Source organism: Campylobacter sp. CFSAN093233, assembly GCF_011068165.1.
Classification (GTDB): domain Bacteria; phylum Campylobacterota; class Campylobacteria; order Campylobacterales; family Campylobacteraceae; genus Campylobacter_D; species Campylobacter_D jejuni.
The window spans coordinates 65910-88741 of record NZ_JAAMWY010000001.1 but is presented as its reverse complement, the minus strand read 5'-3'; the positions used below and the strand labels follow the sequence as shown (position 1 = coordinate 88741).

The window sequence follows — 22832 nt, the reverse complement described above, 5'->3', positions numbered from 1 at the left end:
TTACCTTAATAAGCCATTCTCTAAAGCACTAAGCTTTAAAATATACTCTTGACTTTTGTTTTTATCAAAAAAACTATTTATCTCATAAAAACTTTTTAAAGTTTTATCAATATATCTTAAATTTCCTTGAGAAATTTTTTGTAAAAACTTAAGACATTTATTTGAAAAATTCATTCCGAATTTCAATTTAATATAATCATCAAGTTCTAAAAGACTAATATTTTTCAATTTAAAACAAGCACTTAAACGACTTTTAAAATGCTCTTTTTTAAGTATATTTAACTTTTTATGAGAACTTAAAACAAAACTTATAGAATCACTATAAATCCTGATGCTTTCTAGCATTGCATAATCATACATTCCCACTTCATCAAGAATGATTAAACTCTGACCTTGTGAAATCAAAAACTCAATTTTTTCTTTTAAGAAACTCTGATCTTTAAAATTTTCATTAATAAAATCAACATTATATTTTTTTGCCAATCTTTGCAACAATACACTTTTACCACTACCACTTTTTCCCCATAAAAAAATAAAAGCTTTTTGGCTTTCTAAAATTTGATTGATTTGATGAAAAATTTCTTCTCTAAATGGAATAATTTTACTCATAATGCTTAAATCCTAGATCTTTAAGACTTGGAGCATTTACACTATCTACTATACTTGGAGTGATAATAAAAACAATTTCGGTTGCTTTAGAATTTAAAACTTCTCCTTTAAACAAAGAACCTAGGATTGGAATTTTTGATAGAAAATTGATAGAATTTTTCTCATTAGATTTATCGTGAGAAATCAATCCACCTAAAATTAAAGTTTGATTATTCTCTACTTGCACAACACTAGAAAGCTTTTTTTGTATGGTATCAGGAGCAATAGTTCTTGGTTCTTTTTGTCGTTTATTATCTTCTGGATACTTAAAATCACTTAAGCTTGGATTAATCCTGAGCATTATTTTTCCATCATCAGAAATTTCAGGCAAGATATTGAGTAAAATGCCTACAAAAATAGAATAATTGTTATAACTTTCACTAACAGTAGTCCCATTTTCAGTGCCTTTAGAACTTTCTTTAACTTGATAATTTATAGTATCACCTACAGAAATAATGGCTTGTTGGTTATTTAAAGCCATAAGCTTTGGATTAGAAAGCACGCTAGTTTTTCCATTTTGAGAAAGAAAGTTAATAATAGAATCAAAATTTAAATTCGCCCTTAAACCCAAATTCTTAACAAAACCTTGCCCATTTTGAAACTGAATAAAAGAATTTTCATTATTTACTTGCGAATTTAAACCTATATTAAAATTTTGCCAATTAATCCCACTAGAATGGTTTTCATTTAAACTCACAGCAAGTATGCTAACATCGATAATAACTTGTTTTTTAAGACGATTTTCTAGTTTTTGCAAATAATTTTTCACACTTTTTAACTGAGAATTTGTTCCAGTTACTATAATAAGACCTGCATTGGGATTTATAATGGGAATTTTAGCCTCATAATCTTCATGAGAATTTTTTAATAATACAATAATCTCTTTTTCTATATTTTGCCAAAAATCAAATTTTTCCATACTTTTAATCATATTGTCTTCTGCGTCATCAAAACTACCGCTATATTCACTTTGCCTTGGTTTAGCGTCTACAGACGCTTTAGTTATGCTTTGTCCTTCTCTGATAGAAGTGATATAACTTATCTTAAAAATCTTCGTATTAATGCCTGAAATTCTTAAAATTTTACCATCAAAATCATAGCTAAGATCATGCTCTTTGATAAAAAAATTAAAAATTTCGTCTAAACTCATTTGATGAATATTGACAGAGTTTTGCAATATTTCTAATTTTTCTTTGGCAATTTTATCTTTAACAATAATACTAAAAGAACAATATTTTGCAAGCTCATCAAGACTTTCTTGTATGCTTAATTTTTCATTAATACTGATATCAAAAAGACGCTTTTGACAATCTAAAGCATAAAGATAATGGCAAAAAAGAATGTTAATTAATATTAATCTTATCATTTTTATTTATTTGGATTGCAATTTCTAAATTATCATATTGGAATTTAATCTCTTTAGTATTTATTTCATATATTATAGCATCATCAATCATATCACCTTTTTTATACCATCGATCATAAATTTTTACTTTATCAAGCATAATTGCAGTAATTTTAATATGTCTTAATTTTTCAAAAGTAGGATTCACAAATGGGTTTTGAAGAGTATTAAAATTTATACGATTTTCTTTATCTATAAGTTTAAAATACTCTTCAAAATTATCTTGTGCAAACAAAGTGCTAAAACACAATGTAGCACTAAAAATATATTTTATCAGCTTTCGACCTCATTGCTATAATCAGCCATAGCGATACGCTTAAGCTGTCTATAGCGACGTTGAGCGTCTTTTTTATTGCGTTCAAAAAGCTCAGCAGCGTGTTCAGGATTTGCTTTTTTAAGTGAATTATAACGCACTTCATTCATCAAAAATTGCTCATATAAATCCCAATCAGGTTCTTTTCCTGTTAGAGTTAAAGGATTTTTTCCTTGCTCTTCTAAACGAGGATCAAAGGTATAAAGTGGCCAATAACCACATTTTGTAGCAAGCTCACCTTGCTCTCCTGAGTAACCCAGCCCACCTTTAATACCATGAGCTATACAAGGAGAATAACAAATCACCAAAGATGGTCCATCATAGGCCTCAGCTGCAGTGATAGCTTTGATAAGATGAGTATAATTTGCCGTTGAATTTACTTGTGCTACAAAAATATAACCATAAGTCATAGCAATTTGACCTAGATCTTTTTTCTGTATAGGTTTGCCTGCTGCTGCAAACTGTGCTACAGCTCCTGTTCTAGAAGATTTTGAACTTTGACCGCCTGTATTAGAATAAACTTCTGTATCAAGCACTAAAATATTTACATTTTCTCCACTTGCTAAAACATGATCAAGTCCGCCATAGCCTATATCATAAGCCCAACCATCACCACCAAAAATCCAGTGAGATTTTTTACTTAAATACTGTTTAAGCTCTAATATATCTTGTACGGCTTTAATATTTTTATTTTGCTCTAAAATAGGGATCATTTTATCTTTAATTTCCACAGACATAGCACCATTGTCTTTATTTGCAATCCAATCTTTAAAAAGAGCTGATAAAGCATTTGGAACTTCTTGCATACTTTCATTCATGATATGTTCAATGCGGTGTCTTGTATTTTCAGTTGCAATTTTCATACCCAAACCAAACTCAGCATTGTCTTCAAAAAGTGAATTTCCCCAAGCAGGACCGTGTCCATTTTTCACACTTTTTCTATAAGGAGTTGATGGAGCTGAACCCCCATAAATAGAACTACAACCTGTAGCATTAGCCACAATCATTCTTTCACCGAACAATCTTGTAATTAAAGTAATATAAGGAGTTTCCCCACATCCAGGACATGCCCCATGGAATTCAAATAAAGGTTGGGCAAATTGCGCTCCTTTTGTGGTTTCTTTATTTAAAATATCATCTTTATAAGTAATTTCTTTAAATAAATAATCCGCATTTTCTTGCTCACCAAAATCCATCTCTTCTTGAAGTGGTACCATAACCAAAGATTTTTCTTTAGTAGGACACTCATGAACACAAAGCTCACAGCCTGTACAATCAAGTGGAGAAACTTGAATTTTAAAGCTTAATTTTTCTCCTTTGGTTCCTTTAGCTTCTAAAGCATGATCTTTTACACCGCGAGGTGCATTTGCCATTTCTTCATCATTAATCAAAAATGGCCTGATAACAGCATGCGGACAAACTGAAGCACATTGATTGCATTGAATACAATTTGCCTCTATCCATCTTGGTACCATAACCCCAACACCGCGTTTTTCGTATTCGGTTGTGCCGTGTTCAAAACTTCCATCTTCATAACCTAAAAAGGCTGAAACAGGTAAATCATCACCCTTAGCCGCATTCATAGGTTTTACGATTTTTTCAACAAATTCAGTACCTTTATAGGCATTGGTTTGTTCTTTTTCTTTAAGCTCTAAATTTTTCCAATTTGGATCCACTTCAACTTTTACAAGTCCATCAGCACCCACATCAATAGCCTTGTAATTCATTTCTACAATAGCATCGCCTTTTTTACTATAAGATTTATACGCAAGCTCTTTCATGTATTTTTGTGCGTCTTCATAAGGAATGATTTTTGCAAGTTTGAAAAAGGCTGATTGCATAATGGTATTTGTACGATTTCCCAAACCTATATCACGAGCTAGTTTGGTTGCATTGATGATATAAAAATTTACTTCTTTTTCAGCTAAAGTTTTCTTTACTGCATCTGGAAGTTGTCTTATGGTTTCTTCAGCATTCCAAATACTATTTAAAAGGAAAGTTCCTCCTTTGCGAATTCCTGCTAAAACATCATAAATTTCCAAATAAGCCGCTACCGAACAAGCGATAAAATGCGGAGTTGAAACAAGATAAGTTGAACGGATAGGTTTTTTAGAAAATCTTAAATGGCTTCTTGTATAACCCCCTGATTTTTTAGAATCATAAGCAAAATAAGCTTGAGCGTAAAAATCCGTTTTATCTCCGATGATTTTAATCGAGTTTTTATTTGCGCCCACAGTTCCATCAGCACCAAGTCCGTAAAATAAACATTCGATCGTACTTTCATCTCCAAGTGAAATTTTCTCTCCAGTACTCAGTGAAGTATGAGTTACATCATCAATTATACCTACAGTAAAGCCATCTTTTGGATTATCAAGTTTAAGATTTTCAAATACTGCTATCATTTGAGCAGGATCAACATCCTTTGAAGAAAGTCCGTATCTTCCACCCACTATAACAGGAGCATTTTCTCTTCCATAGAAAGCTGATTTTACATCAAGATAAAGTGGTTCTCCAAGACTTCCTGGTTCTTTGGTTCTATCTAAAACCGCAATTTTTTTCACTGATTTTGGCATAACATCAAAGAAATATTTTAAACTAAATGGGCGATAAAGATAAACTTTTAAAATCCCTACCTTTTCACCCTTGGCATTAAGATAGTCCACCACTTCTTCAAGTGCTTGAGTTACAGAACCCATAGCAACAATCACACACTCTGGCTCTTTGTGACCATAATAAGTAAATGGTTTGTATTCTCTACCTGTAATTTTTGAAATTTCTTGCATATATTCATTAACAACATCAGGTAAAGCATCGTAAAAACGATTGCTTACTTCTCTAGTTTGAAAATAAATATCATCATTTTGTGCTGTTCCACGTGTTTTTGGATTTTCTGGATTTAAAGCATTATTTCTAAATTCAAGCAAAGCTTCTCTATCTAATAATCTATCAAAATGCGCATAATCCATTACTTCAACTTTTTGAATTTCATGGCTTGTTCTAAAACCATCAAAAAAATGTAAAAATGGCACTCTTCCCTTAATTGCAGCTAAATGTGCTACACCAGCTAAGTCCATGGTTTCTTGCACAGAATGCGAACAAAGCATAGCAAAACCAATTTGTCTTGCTGCATAAATATCTTGATGATCACCAAAGATAGACAAAGCTTGAGCAGCCAAAGAACGCGCTGCTACATGGATTACACAGGGGAGTAATTGACCTGCTATTTTATACATATTTGGAATTTTAAGGAGTAATCCTTGAGAAGCCGTATAAGTTGTAGTCAAAGCCCCAGCTTGTAAAGATCCATGCACACTACCTGCAGCTCCTGCTTCACTTTGCATTTCTACGATTTTTACAGGAACTCCAAAAAGATTTTTTTTTCCTGCAGCTGCCCACATATCGGTATAATCAGCCATAGGAGAACTAGGTGTAATAGGATAAATTCCAGCAACTTCAGTAAAAGCATACGCAGCGTATGCAGCAGCCTCATTTCCGTCCATAGTTTTCATAATTTTACCCATTGAGACCTTCCTTTATATTGATAATTTTTATAATTTTTTAGCTATCAATTTACTATAAATTCTCTTAAAAGGCGTTTAACGAAAACTTGAAATTAGTTTAATCTAGCTATATAATTAACAGCCTCATATGCATTTAAAAATACTATAGAATGAGCTTTTAATTCATTTTCATTGCCATAGCCACAAGTTAAGGCCAAAGGAGTGATATTAGCAGAAATTGCAGCTTGAATATCTAATATTGTATCGCCTATCATATAGGCATTTTCTTGAGTTTTATTGAGTCTTTTTAAGGCTAAAATTATAGGTTCGGAACTTGGCTTTGGATTTGTGACATCTTCAAGAGTAATTAAAGTTTTAAAGAATTTTTTAACTCCCAAATAATCAAGTAAAATCGGAGTAAATTTACCTCCTTTTGTTGTAACTATACCAAGATCTGCAATTTCGCTTCCAAGTTCTAATGCTTCTTTTGCTTTAGGCAAAAGAGTGGTTTGTTCTAAATAAATTTGTGCATAAATTTCACGATAAGCTAATACAAATTCTTTACTTAAATTTACTTTATCTGGATAAAGCATTCTAAACATTTGCTCTAAAGGATAACCTATGAGATTTTTGATTTCTTCATTATTTTTAGAAGTTAATCCAAGGGCTTTAAAAGCTCCTTGGAAAGAATTTAAAATAGCATCAGTAGAATCAATTAAAGTGCCATCTAAATCAAATAAAATAGTTTTATTCATTATCTTAAAATAAATTTAGCATCCACTCTTCTATTATCCGCTCTACCTTCTTTAGTGTCATTGCTTGAGCGAGGATTATCTTGACCATAACCTACTGTTTTGATGCGACTTTTTTCTACACCATATTTTTCAAGTTCATTAGCAACACTTTTAGCACGTCTTTCAGAAAGCTTTTGATTATAAGCTCTTGAACCGATATTATCTGTATGTCCTTCAAGAATAGTATCATATCTTTCATTTTCATCTAAAACTTTTGCAATTTCTTTGATTTTTTCTTGAAAAGTTGGATTTATAGTAGTTTTATCAAAACCAAAATGACCTTCCAAAGAAATAGTTTTTTCGCAACCATTTTCATCTAACAAAGCACCTTCTCTTGGTTCAACAGGACATTTTGCTTGTGGAGTTGCACGAGTATCAGCAACTTCTTCTACAGCTTTTTCCTTTTTGCCACCAAAACCAAAACTAATACCTAAAGTTGAAACCCAATTATGGTTTGCATGATTGAAATTAATTTGATCTCTAGTTTCAAGTCTTAAAGCCAAAGAATCACTAAGACGGAATTTTACACCCGCGCCATAATGTCCAAATCCACCGCTTTTATTATCATAAGCAGCATTTGAAAAATCCTCATATCCTCCACCTGCTAAACCATAGAAATAAAATTTCTCACCTACATCAATACCTTTAATAGCACTCAAATAAGTTCTTGTAATATCTGTAGTTTTATTTGTATTTGTATATTTAACATCAGAATAATGCTCTAACCCAAATTCTAATTGATCAAGCCAAAAATCGTCAAAATGATAACCAAGTCTAATCCCTGGTGCATAACGATTATCCATATCTAAATTACCTTCAAAGTAATTATAGTTTAAAGTTGGAGTGATTTCAAATTTTACATTGTTATCAGCACCAAATAAAACACTTGCCAAACCTAAACATAAGAATATTTTTTTCATAGAAAAAACCTTTCATTGTGTTATAAAATAAAAATTTAAATTTTGCAATTATAACATAAATGATAGAAAAAAGGATGAGTTTTATAAAAAATTGTAGAAAGGTGGGAAAATCCCACCAAAAATATTAACGTTTAGAGAATTGTGGGCTTCTTCTTGCTTTGCGGCGTCCATATTTTTTACGCTCAACAGTTCTACTATCTCTAGTAAGAAGTCCTTTAGGTTTTAATAAGGCTCTAAAATCAGCATCCATAGCTGCTAAAGCTCTTGAAATTCCATGTCTTAAAGCTTCAGCTTGAGCACTATAGCCCCCGCCTAAAGTAGTTGCCTTAATATCCATTGAAGTTTCTTGTTTAGTCACAAGTAAAGGTTGAACCACTTTAAGCTTAATCGCCTCGTGTCCACCAAGCCAAGTGTTTAAATCAAAACCATTAACACTAATTTTACCACTACCTGGTTTTACCCATACCTTTGCGATAGCAGTTTTTCTCTTACCTGTTGCGTATGTTGTTGCCATGATTATTTTCCTTCTTTAGCAATTTGTGCAGTGTGTGGGTGCTCACTACCCGCATAGATTTTTAATTTTTTAAGCATAGCTCTGCCCAAATTTGTTTTAGGAAGCATACCTCTAACTGCTAATTTATACAATTTTGCAGGATTTTTTTCAAGTAAATCACCAAATTTTTCACTTTTTACACTTCCAAAATATCCTGAATGTCTATGATAAAGCTTATCTTCTGCTTTATTAGCACCTGTAAATACAGCTTTTGAAGCATTGATGATAATTACATAATCACCACAATCAACATTTGGAGTAAAGCAAGGCTTGTTTTTACCTCTCAAAATTGTTGCTACTTCAGTTAAAAGACGACCAAAGCGTTTGCCTTCTGCGTCTAAAACAATCCATTCTCGTTTTACTTCGTTTGGCTTTGTTATCTTTGTCATAATTTTTACCTTTGCCAAAAATTTAAAATGTGATTGTATAAAAAATAATATTAATTTTTACTTAATTTAAGTAAAAATAAAGTTTATATTTCCAAAATTTGAATTTCATTTTCCAAACAATAAACTATAAAAGCACGCACTTTATCTTTTTGCAAAATTTCACTAATGGCGATCTTATAAGTTCCTACCTGCTCTTTATGTTTATCTTGCATAGCAAGACCTGTTTTATAATCAATTATAAAAGCTTCTTCATCTTTTAAAGCAAGCAAGTCTAATTGTTTAATTTCTCCATTAAAACTCAAAGCTTGTTCTTTTAAAAGCTTTCCATCACCAATCAAATTTTGAAATTGAATATTTTTAAGTAAAATTTCAATTCTTTTAAAAAGCTTTTCAAAATCACTCTCATCTAAAAAATGTCTAAATTTACTCTTGCATCTTTGAGTAAGTATTTGAAAATTTTCACCCTTAGGAAGTTTTAAATTTTGCATAAAAAAGTGAAAAGCATTTCCAAAATATAGTTCTTTACTATCAAGCCTTTCTTCGCTTTGAATTTCTTGCAAGGTAATTTTTTCAAATTTTTGCAAAGTTTGAATGCTTTCTTTTTTAACGCTTAAAATTTGTTCTTTGCTTTCTAAAAAACCTCTCTCTTGAGAATGTATATTTAAAAATCCCCCCTTAAAATAACTTGGATAATTTCCATTTACACTTTCTTCATTTCTTTTTATGATGATCAAACTTTCCTTAGCTCTTGTAAAAGCCACATAAAGTTTATTAATATCATCTTCATAATTTGCTCTTGTAATATTTTCTTTAAAAAGAGTATAAATAGGCTCTTTAGTAAGCTCTCGAATTTTATCTTTAATATGGAGTTGCCAACCTTGATTGATATCATATTCAAGCATGATATCTTCATTGTTTGAATTGTTTTTAGATAAACTATCAAGTAAAATCACATGATCAAATTCCAAACCCTTAGATTTATGCACACTCATAATACTAATTCCCATATTTTGTTCGCTTACTATTTTCAAAGCACAAGGCTCAAATAAAAGCTTTAAAAAATTCTCCTTAGTTTTAGCATATTCGATAAATTGTATTAAAGCGATATCATTTAAATCAAGTTTTAATTCTTTTATTAAAAAAAGTACATTTTCCATAGCATTTTTTGAAAAATCAAGGGTAATTTTTCTCGGCTCAAAACCTAAAAGTTCCTTTAAAAATACCAAGTAAAACTCATCACCAAAAATACAATATTTAGCATATTCTAAAACAAGTCTTACACTTGCTTTATTTTCAAGCAAAACATTACTTTGAGTAAAAGCAGGAATATTTTGCTCTCTTAAAAAATCCAAAACCATATCCGCATCGCTATTTTTCCAACACAAAATACAAATATCATCATAAGAAATATTTTTAGATCTTAAAAAATTAATTTGCTCAAATAAAGTTTCTAAAGTCTTTTCCTTAATTTCTTGGGCTTGGTTTTTAACCTTTTGTTCCTTAGACTCCACAATACGCACAAAACCGCCTTTTTTACTTTCTAAGGCAAATTGTTCTTTATAATCTTTGATTTTTTCTTTAAAAGTTTCATTAACAAAATCAACCAAAAGCTCTTTAGAACGATAATTAGTATTTAAATTATCACTTTTAATTTGACTAAATTCTTGTTTTAACAAATCAAATAATTCTTTTTTTCCTTTACGAAAGCGATAAATACTTTGTTTTTTATCTCCTACATAAAAAAAAGTGCGATTTTTTTTAACTCCTTCTCCTGAAACAAGCTCAGTAATCAAAGGGCGTAAAATTTGATATTGGATCACGCTTGTATCTTGAAATTCATCAATAAGCAAATGCGAAATAAAACCATCTAAACGAAAATAAATCATATCCTTAAATTCACTAGTTATTAGCTCATAAACTTTTTTACTCACATCTTGGAAATTTAAGGTATTTTTATCTTTATGAAATATATTTTTAGCTTCACTATAATGATTTAAAAGATTCATTAAATTAGCAATTTTATAATTTTCAAGCTCTATAGCATAAGTATTTAAAGCATTTATAAGCTCCATTCTTTTTGCACTAAAATGCAAGTTAGTGCTTTCTAAATCTTGCAAATATTTTGTACTTTCAAATTTTGTCATAAAACTTGATTGCATAAATACAGATAAATCTAAAACTTCACTTTTAAAATTGTCACACAAATTTTTATAATTTTTTACATGAGTAAGACCCAAACAATAACTTCTTAACTCACTATAAGCTTTATTGATATAAGCTTTAGTTGGATTTAGAATTTTAGGACGATTTTGAAAATAAGCATTCTCATAAAATTTTTCAAGCTCGTTAAAAAAATTTTCTTTCTCATCAACTAAATTAATATAATAAGCCAAATCTTTTAATTCATCTTTTTTAAGAAGTTTTAAAAAAATCTCTCTTACATCAAGCCTCTCTTCACTCATTGTAAAATCACTACTTAAGCCCAAATTTAAAGCAAAAACACGCAAAATTTTTCCGAAAAAAGCATCAAAAGTACTGATTTTTAACTCTGTTCTTAAAAATTCTTCTTTTTTAGCATCTCTTAAAGAAATAAGCTCTTCTTTATCTTTACCTAAAAGCTTGCAAAGTTCATTGCATTCACTGGTTTTATTTTCTTTTTCTAAATTTAAAAAAGTCTCAATAATTCTTTTTTGCATTTCATTAGCAGCTTTTTTGGTAAAAGTTAAAGCTAAAATTTCATTAATCCTAGCTCCTTTTAAAATAAGTGCTACAAAACGCACACTCAAGGCAAAGGTTTTTCCGCTTCCTGCACTCGCTTCTAATGCCAAAAAAGGCTCAAATTGACTCATTTTAATTCCTTTTTATAAATGAGTTTATAAGGACAATACTCATCTTGTTCATTTTCAAACTCTATTTCTTCCTTACTCATAAGAACTAAATCTTTAAGTCTTTCTCTTAGCTCATCTAAACTTTTGGCTTTTTGATGCAATATTTGCATACTATTTAAATCATAAAAACCCACGCTTGCATTTTCATCATATAAAGCTTGGTAAAAAGCAAGTTGATAAGAATTACTTGGCACTTTTCCACTTTTATAATCAATAATCAAATTACCTTCTTTTGAACTATCGATACGATCTATAGTACCCTTAAGTTTTATACTATCTGTTCCGAGCTTTAAAATATTGTTTAACTCAAGCTCTGTATGTGCGACATAAAAGCCTTTTGAAAAATGCTCTTTTTCATTTTTAGCAAATTGTATAAATTTTAATTTAAATACTTCAAGATCAAGTTCACTGATATTGTATTTTTGATATTCTTTATCCAATAAATTTGCAAAAACTTTTATATCAAAATCATTATTTGCATAATTTTTATAATAAATTTCAAGCATTTTATGGATAAAATTTCCTTGATTTTTCGCTTTGCTTTCCTCGCTTAAAACCCTAGGTTCTGCTAAATTTAAAATATAACGATAATAATAAGTTCTTTTTTGATTTTCCAATAAATTAAAACGACTAAAAGAAAGCGGAAACTCGAAAGGATTATGCTTTAAAATAGGAGCTTTTATAGGAGTTAGATTAGGTTTTATGCCTTCATAGTCTAATTTTAAAGCATTAAGATAAGCTTTTTGGTGGATATGAGTTTCATAAAAAAAGTCAAAATCAAGTTCATCTAAAAAACGTGATTTGCTTTTTTCTTCATTTTCCACAAAGCAAATACTTACTTCTAAAGCATTCTTCATCAAGCTTTCATAATAAAATCTTTGTAAATTTTCTCTTCTATCATAGCTAATCAATCCTGCTTTTTTACGCACTTCATTGTTTAAAAAAAGCTCATTAACACTTCTTTTAGGAATAAATTCTTCATTAAAATCAACCAAAATCACTCCATCAAAACAAAGCCCACGACTTTCTAAAAGTCCCATTACCGTAACCTTACCTCCACCTACATCACTAAGGGAAAGTTGTGAAATTTGCATGAAAAAAAGATGGATCAACTCTTTAAGAGTTAAAGACTGATTTTTCAATAAATCTTTAATAAAATAAAGTTCTTTTCGTATCAAATAAATAAGCTCTTGCTTTTCATTTTCTAAAAACAAAGCAAGTAATTTTTCAAAATATTTAAAATCACATTTCTCATCAAAATACTTTTTAAACTCTATAAAATCAAGTTTTAAAGAATGTAAAAGCGTATTGTGATAATCAAAAATCATCTGCGTGTCTTCAAAATAATCCTCTTGATTTTTATAGACAAAAGAAGCACTACTAGCACTTTCATAAAGTGCTTGAAATTTTTGATAAAACAAACTCTCTTTAATACTAATTCCACTTGCAAAGTTAAGCATATTGTCTTTATCAAAAAGTCTTAAAAACTCACAAAAACTTTCATCTGGAGTTATAACTGCAATATTTTCAGGCTTTAAACCTTTGCGTACAAAATGTGAAATTTCATCCATAACAAAAGCACATTGCAAAGCCCTTAATTCAAAAGATTTGAGTTTCATTTTTGAATTTTTTGTTTTAAAAATTTCTTCTTTTAAGATCTCTTGTTTTGAAAGATTGATTTCATAATGAGTGTTTATTTTTAAATCAAATATTTTTAAAAAATCAAGTTTTAAAAGATATTCAAGATTAAATTTACTCGTTTTAAAACTTAAAACCACTTCTTTAATCTGAGAAATTTCACTTAATAAATTTTCTTCAAATTTACTTAAAAAACCTTGCAAATCATAAACTATAGCTTCATACTCATCTAAAAAATCTTTATTAAGAGTGTAATTTTTAGGTAAAGAAAGATCATCATAAAAAGAATTCTTTTCAAGCAAAGCAAGATAATTCTTATATACCTCATCTAAAATTTCCAAATGTTCATTATAGGTGGCATAATAATCATTGTTTTTAAGATCTTCTATGCTTTTTTTTTCCAAACTCAGTTCTTTAAAAAAAGAAAAAAGATATTCGTTATTTTTCAAAAAAGCAAAAAATTCTACCGAAATTCCTAGTTTTTTTTCTAAATCCTTACTTTTTAGACAAGCTTCTTGCATTAAAAGCAAACTTTCATAAGAACTTGCTTTATGAAAATTGCTCAAACAAACTTTATCTAAAAATTCACCTATATGAATAGCACTATCTAATAAAGCATTTTGCTGTTTTTTTTGATTATAATATTCTCTAATTTGCCTTGAAGAGCTAAAAATTCTTAATTTCATTGAGCATTTAATTCGTAGCTAAAAAAACCCACTGTTTCTTGATTTGCATAAAACTTTAGCTTAAGCTCCCATCTACCTTTATCTAATTTAGGTAAAGCGATACTTAAAATTCCATTTTTAACTTGTCCTTCTAACTTTTGATCAAAATTTTTAGTGAATGGTCTTGTAAGAAGAACTTGAACTTTTAAATCATTAGAATTTATATTTTGTAATGCAGAAATTTTAAAATTTGCAACATAGGAATTTTGATCCACTTCATAACTAGGAATTTTTCTTTTACCTATAAAAGTGATTTTATCATTTTGAAAATTTACTTTAAAAAATTTATCAAAATTTACTTGTTGTTTTTGTATTTGATTGTAATTATTTTCAACATTTTGATAAGAGTCAAAATAAAAATCATCCTCATACACAGGATGGTGACTTGCTATAAAAATCGTTACAATACAAGCAATAATTATAGCCAAAAGTGAAAGCAAAATACCATAAGGCCAAAAACTTTTTTTAGTTTCTAACATTTTTTTTCCTCTTTATTCTTCTTTGTGCATAGTATAACAATGCAAAGCAAATAAATCCATAAATAAGTATTCTTAAAATATTGATAGTATCACGATTTGCATTACCTATAGAATGTTCTAATTGTAATCCCAAGGATTTTGCCACACGATCTACAATATCTGCATAACCATTAAGTATAGCAGCATTATAAATATCACCTTTATTTGTAGCTAATATCGGCAAAATAGATCCTGTTCCAGGATAAGGACTAAGCACAGCTTCTTTATCAATCAAAGCTAAAGCACCTTTTGAGCCCACTATATCAACTTTGTGAGAATTTTTTGACAAAAGAAGCAATATATAAGATTGAGGAAGTTCTTTTTGTTTATTTAATAAAGTTTCAATTTCAGTTTTATCACCAACCATAACGCCGATAAAAATATTACTTTTTTGGTAAAGCTCTTTTCCTATAAGATTAATCTCGTTACTTACTTTTTGACTTAAAATATTTTCATTAAAAAGTACAGCATCAAGAGCAAAAACCCTAGAAGGCAATAAAACAAAGAAGAAGATAGCTAAAAAAAAGCCATCTTGTAATATTTTTTTCATCCTATATGAAGATGATTTACGGTCAAAACCGACCAAGCGGTGATTGCAGCAGCAACAACTAAACCAATAACAATTAAATATTCCAAAGCCTTACTCATTGTGCTTCCTTTATACTTCTATGATCTTGTTCTTTTGAACCAAACATCTTTACACTTTGTACATCTTTAAGACTATATGGCTTTTGCATCACTTCTTGCTGAGCTTTAAGACTCCAAATAGTTAAAACTGCTAAGATAGCAAGCAACAAAACCGTAGCAATTAACATACCTGTAACACCTGAAAGAGAAAACACGCATCTATTATTATTTTCCATCATTCACCCCTTGAAAGAGAAATTACATACTCGCCAACAGCTTCTTTTTGAATATCATTAAGTGTTGGAAAACTCGGCATTGTTCCTATAAAACCAGCCTTACCACTATGTAAAACATCTACTACAAAAGCTGCAGAACCGTATTTTGTAAGATCTGGGAACATTCCATCTTGACCTTTTCCATCTTCTCCATGGCATGCTGCACAAGTTGCATAAGCTTCTTTACCTTTTGCTACTAAATTTTCATTTGCAGTTTTCTTAATAGCTGAAAGATCTTTTGCTACATAAGCAGCAATAGCAGGGATATCTTCTTCTGCTACACCTAAATCAGCAGCACCAAGCATTTCTCCACCTGGAAAATTCATACCTTTTGAACCATGTTTAATTACATTGATTATACCTTCTTCACTACCCCAAATATTTAAATTTTGAGCTTTACCATTGATACCATCTCCTGTAATTCCATGACAAGCCGAACACTGAACTAAAAAGATATTTTGACCCATTGCTATTTTATCTTCAGGAGATAAATTTTTAAATTTTTCTTCAAATTTTGTATTATGAGTTGCTACTTCTTCATTATATTGACCTATACTTGAAAAAGAATTTAAAGGATATCCCCATAGAAAATACCAAATAGCCCAAACAATAGTCAGGAAAAATACCACAGCCCAACCAGTAGGAACAGCATTTTTATACTCTCCTATTCCATCCCAACTATGTTCACTAAGCTCTGACTCGCCTTTCTTTTCTTTCATTTGCTTAAACATTCTACCCACAATAACTAGTGTGATTAAAATGATAAGAATAGCTCCAATTAAAGATAAGAGATTAACATTATCTTCTAAATTTAACCATTGCATTAAGCACTCCTTTTACTTTCTAATACACTATCATCAATATCATCTTTTAAGGCAAGGTTTGCATAATTTTCATAATTTCTCTCGCCTTTTTTTTCTGTTCTATATAAATGATACAAATACGCATATAATACTATTGACAAAAACATCACGAGTGCAAAAAAACCATAACCTTGGAAAATCTCCCACTCATGTTTTTGAACTGTTGCTAAATCAAATGTGATTAAATTTTTAATCACATCAAAAACTATTGATAAATGTTCCATCATCTTACTTTAAGCTATTTAAATAAGCGATCAAAGCAACTATTTCTTTGATTTCACCTTTAGCAAAAGCATCTTTTACTTCTTGATTTTTCATTTGATCAACTATAGCCTGAGCTTCAGCTTTTACTTCAGCTTGTGCATCCTCCCAAGAACCAAGTTTTGTTCCATTTTCTGCATCATAAGGAACATTGAAAACTTTTTTCACAGTTAAAGCCTCAGCATAAGCAGTTTCAATATCTGCATTATTTTTAAACATATGCTTATATGAAGGCATAATAGAATCTGGAACAACAGAAGTAGGATCCCACATATGATTTTCATGCCAATCAGCCGTTCTATAATTTCCTACACGAGCAAGATCAGGTCCTGTTCTTTTTGAGCCCCAAAGAAAAGGTCTATCATAAGCAAATTCACCACTTACAGAATACATACCATAACGATCTGTTTCTGATTTAAATGGACGAATAAGCTGTGAATGACAAGCATTACAACTATCTTTAATATATACTGCACGCCCTGCAAGTTGTAAAACCGTATAAGGTTTTTTACCTTCAATTGGTCTTGCATTTTCTGCAAAATTTGGTAAAACTTCAACTATGCCTGCATAAGCAATCACTACAAAAACAGCTACAGCAAAAAAGAATGGATTTTTTTCTAACCAACTAAACATATTTTCTCCTTTTTATGCTGCCATAGGCGAAGCGCTTTTTGGTTCTTTATCAAGCACTCTTCCACAAGCAATTGTTTTGTAAATATTATAAGTAAACATAAAGAAACCGATAAGATACAACAATCCACCAATCGCTCTAATCCAATAATAAGGAACAATAGCCACCACAGTATCAATAAAGCTATAAAGCAAGTTACCATACTCATCTGTCGCTCTCCACATCATACCTTGAGTAATACCCGCAATCCACATTGAAGCAAAATAAAGAACTATACCTGTGGTTTGGATCCAAAATTGAGCTTCCATTAAAGATTTGCTATAAAGCTCTCTTTTGAAAACTCTAGGAGTCATATGATAAAGCGCAGCCATAGTCATAAATCCTACCCAACCTAATGTTCCATCATGAACATGTCCTGGAATCCAATCTGTAAAGTGTGCTAAAGCATTAACAGATTTAATTGAAAGAATTGGCCCTTCAAGTGTTGAGAACATATAGAAAGTTGATGCCAAAATCATAAATTTAATCAACGGACTCTCGCGAAGCTGACTCCACTCACCTTTCATAGTAAGCAAGATATTAATCGCTGAACCCCAAGAAGGTAAAATCAATACTACAGAGAAAACCGAACCCATAGTTTGCATCCAATCAGGTACAGTTGAATAAATCAAATGGTGACCACCTGCCCAAAGATAAACAAACATTAAGCCCCAAAATGCAAATAAAGAGAGTTTATAAGAGAAAATCGGCTGACCACTTTCTTTTGGCAAGAAGTAATAAATTTGAGCAATAATACCCACAGTAAATACAAATGCCACAGCATTATGTCCATACCACCATTGTACTAAAGCATCATTTGTTCCTGCATACATTGATACACTATGCCACCATTTACCCATTCCAGTAACAAAATAAGTTGGTACTTCCATGTTGTTAAAAAGATAAAGCATAGCTATACCTAAAAATGTAGCTATATAATACCATAGAGAAATATAAAGGGTTTTTTCACGGCGAATTCCAATAAGTCCAAAAATACTTACACCCCATAAAACCCAAACAAGAACAACAAGAATATCTAAAGGCCACTCAAGCTCTGCATATTCTTTAGATGTAGTCACACCCATAAACAAAGATATAACAGCTAAAACCATAGTAAGCATATAAAGCCAAAAATGAAGCTTACCAACAGCCATTAAAAATCTTGACTCAGCCATACTCACTTTAAGAACACGCTGACCTATATAATACCAAGTTGCCCAAATCCCTGAAAGCATAAAACCAAAAATCACACCTGAAGTATGAAGTGGTCTAAGTCTTGAAAAAGTGGCATATTCTCCTGCTAAATAATTTAAATTAGGATATGCCATTTGAAAAGCTATAAGAGTTCCTATAGCCATACCAACAATGCCAAACAATATGGTCGCAAACATAAAATATCTTGCAACCGTATAGTCGTAATTTAATACATTACCTGGATGCATCGACTTTCTCCTTAAAATTTTTGATAACAAGAGAATATTATAGAATATTAATTATACATTTTTTCTTAAAAATGATAATTTTGTTAATCATTTGTTATGTTTTATATTTTAAGGCTAAATCAGTCTTATTTATTGATATTTATCTTATAACCTAAACTTGGCACATTTTTTATAAAATCTTCACCCACTTTATCTCTTACTCTTTTTATAAAAGTTCTAACAGCAGTATCGCTCACATGTTCACCTATCCAAACATTTTTCTTAATATCTTCATGCAAAACCAAAGCTCCAGGTTGCTTTAAAAGCAAAGAAATAAAAGCCAATTCTTTTTTAGTTAAAACAATTTCTCCACCACTGTAAATTAAAGTTCGTTTAGTTTTGTTAAATTGATATTCTTCAGAAATTTTTACAAGCATATTTGCTTCAATTTTTTCACCTATCAGATAATCTAAAACTTTAAACAACTCTTCTATATCAACAGGTTTAATCAAATATTTATCTATACCAATATCAATAGAACGCAAAAGTCTCTCTTTCTCTGAATACGCACTAAGAACAACAATTGGGACATCATCTGAAATTTCTTTAATCTCTCTTGCCATATCCAGTCCATCCATAATAGGCATAGCAATATCTGTGATAACTAAATCTGGCTTAAATTTTTTAAATTTTTTAAGCCCCTCATCTCCATTTTGAGCTCCGATTACTTTACTAAAGCGTTCGCTTAATATATTAATCATTGATTCTCTAGCCTTAACCTCATCTTCAACTACTAATATTATCAATTCTTTACATTCTTGTGACATTTCTACTCTACCCTCTCTTTTAGTTTTAAAAATATCTCAAAACAAGCCCCGTCTTTTCCATTTTTAACTTTTATTTTTCCTTGGAAACTTTCGATAATTTGTCTACTTATATAAAGTCCTACTCCTATACCTTGACTAGGATGTTTTGTTGTAAAATAAGGTTGAAAAATTTTATCTAAATTTTCTTTATCAATCCCACCAGCATTATCTTTTATTGTAATTTTCAGATAATTTTTTCCAAATTTTGAAAAATTTATTGTTATGATTTTCCTTTTTTTGTTTTTAAATGCTTCTATTGAATTTAAAATCAAATTAAGAAAAACTCTTATTAAACCATTCTCATATGCCAAAACTTCATAATCACTTTTCGAAACAATATTAATATTTACATGATTTTTTTCTATAGTTTCAAAAGCAATTTCCAAGGCTTTATTTAAAGTCTCTTTTATAAATACACACTGCTCTACTCCTTTGTTAAACAAAGTTCTAAACACATCAATTGTTTCTGACATATTTTTAATCATATCTTTTGATTGTGAGTAAATTTCAGCAAATCCTTTTTCATCTTTAAGATTTTGCTTCATTTGAAACATGGCAATACCGAGCTCATTTAACGGTTGTCTCCATTGATGTGCTATATCACTAATCATTTGTTCTAATGAAGATTTCAAAATCTCTTCATATGCTATTTTAATATCTTTTTCATTTTTTTCCAAGGCAATTTGCATTTTTTTCTCAAATTTTTTACCTAACTGTATAAATTCTTGTTGGTGATTTTTAACTGTATTTTCAAGATTAATACTTAATTCTCTTAATTTAGCGTGATTTAGAGCAAGCTCTTCATTAAGCTTAAAAGAATTACTAACATCATGAGAGAATGCTACTATTTCTATTAATTCATTATTTTTATCCAATATGGGGATTAATAAAGTTTCAAGATAGAAAGTTTTGCCTAATTTATCAATATTTTTAAAAATAACTTGATAAGGTTTTTTATATGAAAGTTTTTTTAAAAGTTCTTCAATATAACATTCCTCAACATCTGGATGTTTAAATATTGAATGTTTTTTTCCTATAAGCTCTTTTTTACTATATCCACTTATTTGACAAAGCTTATCACTGACAAAAATTAAATTTCCTTGAACATCAGCTCTTGAAAAAATTGTATTTTTTTCAAGAGCTTTAAAAAACTGATCTTTAAAAAAATCTTTCATTGAAAAGCCTTAAAACCTATATAGGCAAGATTTATACCGTAACAAACAATAACGCCATACGATAAATAATTAAATAAATTTTTCAAAAAATCACTAAAAAACTGTGAAATTTTAGAAAAAAATAACATCGCAGGTAAAGTTGATATTCCAAAAATCATCATTACCAACATACCTTCAAAAATATTTTGCTTACTCATTGCATTGGCTATAAAAAAATACACCAATCCACAAGGAACAAAACCATTTGAAAATCCTAAAAATATGGCTGATTTTAATCCTTTAAAATTTTTAGATTTTTTAATAATTTTCTTTACAAAACTATCAAAAAAAACATTATTTTCAATAAAAGATAACATATTGCCTCTAAAAATAAGAGCAAAACCCAAAATCATCATAAATATACCAAGAATAAAAAATGACAAACTTTGAACCTTAGCATTGATTGCCAAGATATTCCCAAAAGTCCCAAAAATTATCCCTAAAACAATATAAGCAAAAATTCTAAACAAATTATAAATACAAGTTAATAAAAATAAATTATTGCTTTTTGAATTCAAATTTATAAAAAGTAAATTAAAACCACCACACATAGAATAGCAGTGTCCAAAACTAGATAAAAAAGCAACGCTGATAATAGCTAAAAAATCTATACTCACATCAAATTCATAAATTCTTTAAAAATATACTTACTTTCATGAGGACCTGAAGAACTTTCTGGATGATGTTGTACTGAAATAATAGGATAGTCTTTATATCTTACTCCTTCAACATTATCGCCAAATAAATTTCTATGAGTGATATGAGCCACTTGAGCTAATTCTTCTGGAACATTATAATTATGATTTTGTGCGGTAATTTCTACCATTTTTGTATCAAGATTGATCACAGGATGATTTGCTCCATGTTGTCCAAATTTCATTTTATAAGTTTCATATCCAAAAGCATTACTTAAAAGCTGGTGACCTAAGCAAATTCCAAGCATAGGAATTTTAGCTTCTGCAAGTTTTTTAATCTCTGCAATCTCTTGTTTTAAAATCCTTGGCTCACCTGGACCATTAGAAAGAAACACGCCTTGAATTTCACCTTTTTTATACAGAGTAATCAACTCATCTGCTTTAACATTATATGGATAAACTTCTACTTCAAAACCTACTTCTACAAGTTCATTTAAGATATTTGTTTTAACACCATAATCTATAACAGCAACTTTTTTCTCACTTCTTTTAGCATCATTAAATTTTTGAAAACTAGCATTCCAAACGCCTTGTTTATGAGAATAATTTTTCTTAGTGCTAACTTCTTTTACAAAATTTACTTCATCAATTTTTGCTGATTTTTCTAAGGCGATTTTTAAATCTTCTTTATTTGAAATTTCAGTTGAAATTACAGCTCTTAAATTGCCATTATTTCTTATCATTTTTACTAGATATCTCGTATCAAGTTCATAAATTCCTATTTTTCCATGTTTTTCAAGATAATCTTGCAGACTTTCTTTAGCGCGAAAATTTGAAAAACTGGAACTTAATTCACGCATTAAAACACCACTTGCAAAAATTTCCTTGCTTTCATTATCATTTTCATTGGTTCCCACTATACCAATTTCTGGCATGGAAAATACGATAAATTGCCCTGCATAAGAAGGATCTGAAATAATTTCTTGATACCCTGTTAAAGAAGTGTTAAATACAAGCTCTCCAAAAAAAGTACCGCTCTTTCCAAAAGCCTTAGCACTTAAAAAAATATCATTTTCTAAATAAATATAAGCCTTCATTAAAACATACCTTTTTTTCTGAGCTCTTCTTGATAGAGTTTTTCAAAGATAAGATCATACTCTTCGCTACCTGGAATAGGTTTTGTTTTATAATTGCTAATTTTCTCATAAACCTCATCTTCAAGTTTTTCATAAATTTTAAGATAAGACTCTATGCTTGAAAAGATTAAATTTTTAACTCTATTTTCACTCACTATAAAATTAATATAATCATTCTCTACAAGTTCTTCTAAAATTTGATGCGCTAGATGATTATGTCTATCTTCAGAATCTAAAATCACATTAAATTCAGGAGCTAACTTTTTCTTCACAAGCCAAAACATATTTTTACGATCTACTTGCATAAGCTCCATTTCATCTTCTTGTTGCTCTAAAAGCTCTTTTACTCTTTCATCTAATTTTCTTTCATTTAGAATATCTTTCTCTAAAACTTCTATTATACATACCTTAAGCTTTTCTAATTGATCTTTAATTCCTACAAAAGAAGAATTAGCTATATCTAACATCATTTTATTTGCAATATAAGGAATATGTGGTAATTTTATACGCATCTTAAAAACCTTTTATTTGATAATGTTTGAAATAATAGCTTATTTTTGGTAAAAGAATGTT

General features: G+C 29.7%; 23 protein-coding genes. All 23 read right to left on the bottom strand.

Going from position 1 to position 22832, the window contains the following annotated elements:
- The 23 genes from FBF15_RS00440 to FBF15_RS00330 all read right to left on the bottom strand — a co-directional run bounded on the left by FBF15_RS00440 (position 1) and on the right by FBF15_RS00330 (position 22771).
- Positions 1–609, bottom strand: coding sequence for an ATP-binding protein (locus FBF15_RS00440; protein WP_002851464.1), 609 nt, complete (start codon positions 607–609; stop codon positions 1–3).
- Positions 602–2014: a pilus (MSHA type) biogenesis protein MshL gene (mshL, locus tag FBF15_RS00435; RefSeq protein WP_002855316.1), complete on the bottom strand. Its 1413-nt coding sequence runs from the start codon at positions 2012–2014 to the stop codon at positions 602–604. Before mshL ends, FBF15_RS00440 begins: the two co-directional genes overlap by 8 nt.
- Positions 1992–2303 carry a hypothetical protein gene (locus tag FBF15_RS00430; RefSeq protein WP_002855438.1) on the bottom strand — a complete coding sequence of 104 codons (312 nt, stop codon included), beginning with the start codon at positions 2301–2303 and terminating at the stop codon, positions 1992–1994. The genes mshL and FBF15_RS00430 overlap by 23 nt, the downstream gene beginning before the upstream one ends.
- Positions 2304–2326: 23 nt before the next feature.
- Complete coding sequence (nifJ, locus tag FBF15_RS00425; protein WP_002851382.1) at positions 2327–5887, bottom strand: pyruvate:ferredoxin (flavodoxin) oxidoreductase; 3561 nt, start codon at positions 5885–5887, stop codon at positions 2327–2329.
- A 92-nt stretch (positions 5888–5979) separates the two neighbouring features.
- Positions 5980–6621: an HAD family hydrolase gene (locus FBF15_RS00420; RefSeq protein WP_002921286.1), complete on the bottom strand. Its 642-nt coding sequence runs from the start codon at positions 6619–6621 to the stop codon at positions 5980–5982.
- The gene (cadF, locus tag FBF15_RS00415) at positions 6621–7580 is read right to left on the bottom strand and encodes a fibronectin-binding outer membrane protein CadF (RefSeq protein ID WP_002851185.1); all 960 of its coding nucleotides are present in this window, start codon (positions 7578–7580) and stop codon (positions 6621–6623) included. Before cadF ends, FBF15_RS00420 begins: the two co-directional genes overlap by 1 nt.
- A gap of 124 nt (positions 7581–7704) precedes the next feature.
- Complete coding sequence (gene rpsI, locus FBF15_RS00410; protein ID WP_038816852.1) at positions 7705–8094, bottom strand: 30S ribosomal protein S9; 390 nt, start codon at positions 8092–8094, stop codon at positions 7705–7707.
- A gap of 2 nt (positions 8095–8096) precedes the next feature.
- Positions 8097–8522, bottom strand: a complete 426-nt coding sequence (gene rplM / locus FBF15_RS00405) for a 50S ribosomal protein L13 (RefSeq protein WP_002779321.1) — start codon at positions 8520–8522, stop codon at positions 8097–8099.
- 83 nt (positions 8523–8605) lie between these two features.
- On the bottom strand, positions 8606–11371 hold the full coding sequence (locus FBF15_RS00400; protein WP_165434523.1) for a RecB-like helicase: 2766 nt from the start codon (positions 11369–11371) through the stop codon (positions 8606–8608).
- On the bottom strand, positions 11368–13734 hold the full coding sequence (locus FBF15_RS00395; RefSeq protein WP_165434522.1) for a PD-(D/E)XK nuclease family protein: 2367 nt from the start codon (positions 13732–13734) through the stop codon (positions 11368–11370). Before FBF15_RS00395 ends, FBF15_RS00400 begins: the two co-directional genes overlap by 4 nt.
- The gene (locus tag FBF15_RS00390) at positions 13731–14252 is read right to left on the bottom strand and encodes a FixH family protein (protein ID WP_002851150.1); all 522 of its coding nucleotides are present in this window, start codon (positions 14250–14252) and stop codon (positions 13731–13733) included. Before FBF15_RS00390 ends, FBF15_RS00395 begins: the two co-directional genes overlap by 4 nt.
- On the bottom strand, positions 14239–14841 hold the full coding sequence (locus FBF15_RS00385) for a hypothetical protein (protein WP_002851454.1): 603 nt from the start codon (positions 14839–14841) through the stop codon (positions 14239–14241). The genes FBF15_RS00390 and FBF15_RS00385 overlap by 14 nt, the downstream gene beginning before the upstream one ends.
- Entirely contained in the window at positions 14838–14939 is a 102-nt protein-coding gene (locus FBF15_RS00380; RefSeq protein WP_002858872.1) for a hypothetical protein, read from the bottom strand. The genes FBF15_RS00385 and FBF15_RS00380 overlap by 4 nt, the downstream gene beginning before the upstream one ends.
- On the bottom strand, positions 14936–15157 hold the full coding sequence (locus FBF15_RS00375; protein WP_072233211.1) for a DUF4006 family protein: 222 nt from the start codon (positions 15155–15157) through the stop codon (positions 14936–14938). Before FBF15_RS00375 ends, FBF15_RS00380 begins: the two co-directional genes overlap by 4 nt.
- Positions 15154–16017, bottom strand: a complete 864-nt coding sequence (locus FBF15_RS00370; RefSeq protein ID WP_002851306.1) for a cbb3-type cytochrome c oxidase N-terminal domain-containing protein — start codon at positions 16015–16017, stop codon at positions 15154–15156. Before FBF15_RS00370 ends, FBF15_RS00375 begins: the two co-directional genes overlap by 4 nt.
- Positions 16017–16280, bottom strand: a complete 264-nt coding sequence (locus tag FBF15_RS00365) for a cytochrome c oxidase, cbb3-type, CcoQ subunit (RefSeq protein ID WP_002804842.1) — start codon at positions 16278–16280, stop codon at positions 16017–16019. Before FBF15_RS00365 ends, FBF15_RS00370 begins: the two co-directional genes overlap by 1 nt.
- A gap of 4 nt (positions 16281–16284) precedes the next feature.
- A complete protein-coding gene (gene ccoO / locus FBF15_RS00360; protein ID WP_002851187.1) occupies positions 16285–16950 on the bottom strand; it encodes a cytochrome-c oxidase, cbb3-type subunit II in 666 nt (221 codons plus the stop codon).
- Positions 16951–16962: 12 nt separating this feature from the next.
- Positions 16963–18429, bottom strand: coding sequence for a cytochrome-c oxidase, cbb3-type subunit I (ccoN, locus tag FBF15_RS00355; protein WP_002851405.1), 1467 nt, complete (start codon positions 18427–18429; stop codon positions 16963–16965).
- Between the two features lie 125 nt (positions 18430–18554).
- Positions 18555–19235, bottom strand: coding sequence for a butyrate response regulator transcription factor BumR (bumR, locus tag FBF15_RS00350; protein ID WP_002864474.1), 681 nt, complete (start codon positions 19233–19235; stop codon positions 18555–18557).
- Between the two features lie 2 nt (positions 19236–19237).
- On the bottom strand, positions 19238–20449 hold the full coding sequence (gene bumS / locus FBF15_RS00345) for a butyrate sensor histidiine kinase-like phosphatase BumS (protein WP_002851243.1): 1212 nt from the start codon (positions 20447–20449) through the stop codon (positions 19238–19240).
- On the bottom strand, positions 20446–21105 hold the full coding sequence (locus FBF15_RS00340) for a sulfite exporter TauE/SafE family protein (RefSeq protein ID WP_165434521.1): 660 nt from the start codon (positions 21103–21105) through the stop codon (positions 20446–20448). The genes bumS and FBF15_RS00340 overlap by 4 nt, the downstream gene beginning before the upstream one ends.
- Positions 21102–22220, bottom strand: a complete 1119-nt coding sequence (gene carA / locus FBF15_RS00335) for a glutamine-hydrolyzing carbamoyl-phosphate synthase small subunit (RefSeq protein ID WP_165434520.1) — start codon at positions 22218–22220, stop codon at positions 21102–21104. The genes FBF15_RS00340 and carA overlap by 4 nt, the downstream gene beginning before the upstream one ends.
- Positions 22220–22771 (bottom strand): DUF507 family protein, encoded by a 552-nt coding sequence (locus tag FBF15_RS00330; protein WP_165434519.1) that lies wholly within the window; start codon positions 22769–22771, stop codon positions 22220–22222. The genes carA and FBF15_RS00330 overlap by 1 nt, the downstream gene beginning before the upstream one ends.
- Positions 22772–22832: the final 61 nt, after the last annotated feature.

Excerpts from the sequence above, each read along its gene's own strand:
- FBF15_RS00440 (WP_002851464.1), bottom strand. The coding sequence starts at position 609 with ATGAGTAAAATTATTCCATTTAGAGAAGAAATTTTTCATCAAATCAAT.
- mshL (WP_002855316.1), bottom strand. The coding sequence starts at position 2,014 with ATGATAAGATTAATATTAATTAACATTCTTTTTTGCCATTATCTTTAT.
- nifJ (WP_002851382.1), bottom strand. The coding sequence starts at position 5,887 with ATGGGTAAAATTATGAAAACTATGGACGGAAATGAGGCTGCTGCATAC.
- FBF15_RS00420 (WP_002921286.1), bottom strand. The coding sequence starts at position 6,621 with ATGAATAAAACTATTTTATTTGATTTAGATGGCACTTTAATTGATTCT.
- cadF (WP_002851185.1), bottom strand. The coding sequence starts at position 7,580 with ATGAAAAAAATATTCTTATGTTTAGGTTTGGCAAGTGTTTTATTTGGT.
- rpsI (WP_038816852.1), bottom strand. The coding sequence starts at position 8,094 with ATGGCAACAACATACGCAACAGGTAAGAGAAAAACTGCTATCGCAAAG.
- rplM (WP_002779321.1), bottom strand. The coding sequence starts at position 8,522 with ATGACAAAGATAACAAAGCCAAACGAAGTAAAACGAGAATGGATTGTT.
- FBF15_RS00400 (WP_165434523.1), bottom strand. The coding sequence starts at position 11,371 with ATGAGTCAATTTGAGCCTTTTTTGGCATTAGAAGCGAGTGCAGGAAGC.
- FBF15_RS00395 (WP_165434522.1), bottom strand. The coding sequence starts at position 13,734 with ATGAAATTAAGAATTTTTAGCTCTTCAAGGCAAATTAGAGAATATTAT.
- FBF15_RS00390 (WP_002851150.1), bottom strand. The coding sequence starts at position 14,252 with ATGTTAGAAACTAAAAAAAGTTTTTGGCCTTATGGTATTTTGCTTTCA.
- FBF15_RS00385 (WP_002851454.1), bottom strand. The coding sequence starts at position 14,841 with ATGAAAAAAATATTACAAGATGGCTTTTTTTTAGCTATCTTCTTCTTT.
- FBF15_RS00380 (WP_002858872.1), bottom strand. The coding sequence starts at position 14,939 with ATGAGTAAGGCTTTGGAATATTTAATTGTTATTGGTTTAGTTGTTGCT.
- FBF15_RS00375 (WP_072233211.1), bottom strand. The coding sequence starts at position 15,157 with ATGATGGAAAATAATAATAGATGCGTGTTTTCTCTTTCAGGTGTTACA.
- FBF15_RS00370 (WP_002851306.1), bottom strand. The coding sequence starts at position 16,017 with ATGCAATGGTTAAATTTAGAAGATAATGTTAATCTCTTATCTTTAATT.
- FBF15_RS00365 (WP_002804842.1), bottom strand. The coding sequence starts at position 16,280 with ATGGAACATTTATCAATAGTTTTTGATGTGATTAAAAATTTAATCACA.
- ccoO (WP_002851187.1), bottom strand. The coding sequence starts at position 16,950 with ATGTTTAGTTGGTTAGAAAAAAATCCATTCTTTTTTGCTGTAGCTGTT.
- ccoN (WP_002851405.1), bottom strand. The coding sequence starts at position 18,429 with ATGCATCCAGGTAATGTATTAAATTACGACTATACGGTTGCAAGATAT.
- bumR (WP_002864474.1), bottom strand. The coding sequence starts at position 19,235 with ATGTCACAAGAATGTAAAGAATTGATAATATTAGTAGTTGAAGATGAG.
- bumS (WP_002851243.1), bottom strand. The coding sequence starts at position 20,449 with ATGAAAGATTTTTTTAAAGATCAGTTTTTTAAAGCTCTTGAAAAAAAT.
- carA (WP_165434520.1), bottom strand. The coding sequence starts at position 22,220 with ATGAAGGCTTATATTTATTTAGAAAATGATATTTTTTTAAGTGCTAAG.
- FBF15_RS00330 (WP_165434519.1), bottom strand. The coding sequence starts at position 22,771 with ATGCGTATAAAATTACCACATATTCCTTATATTGCAAATAAAATGATG.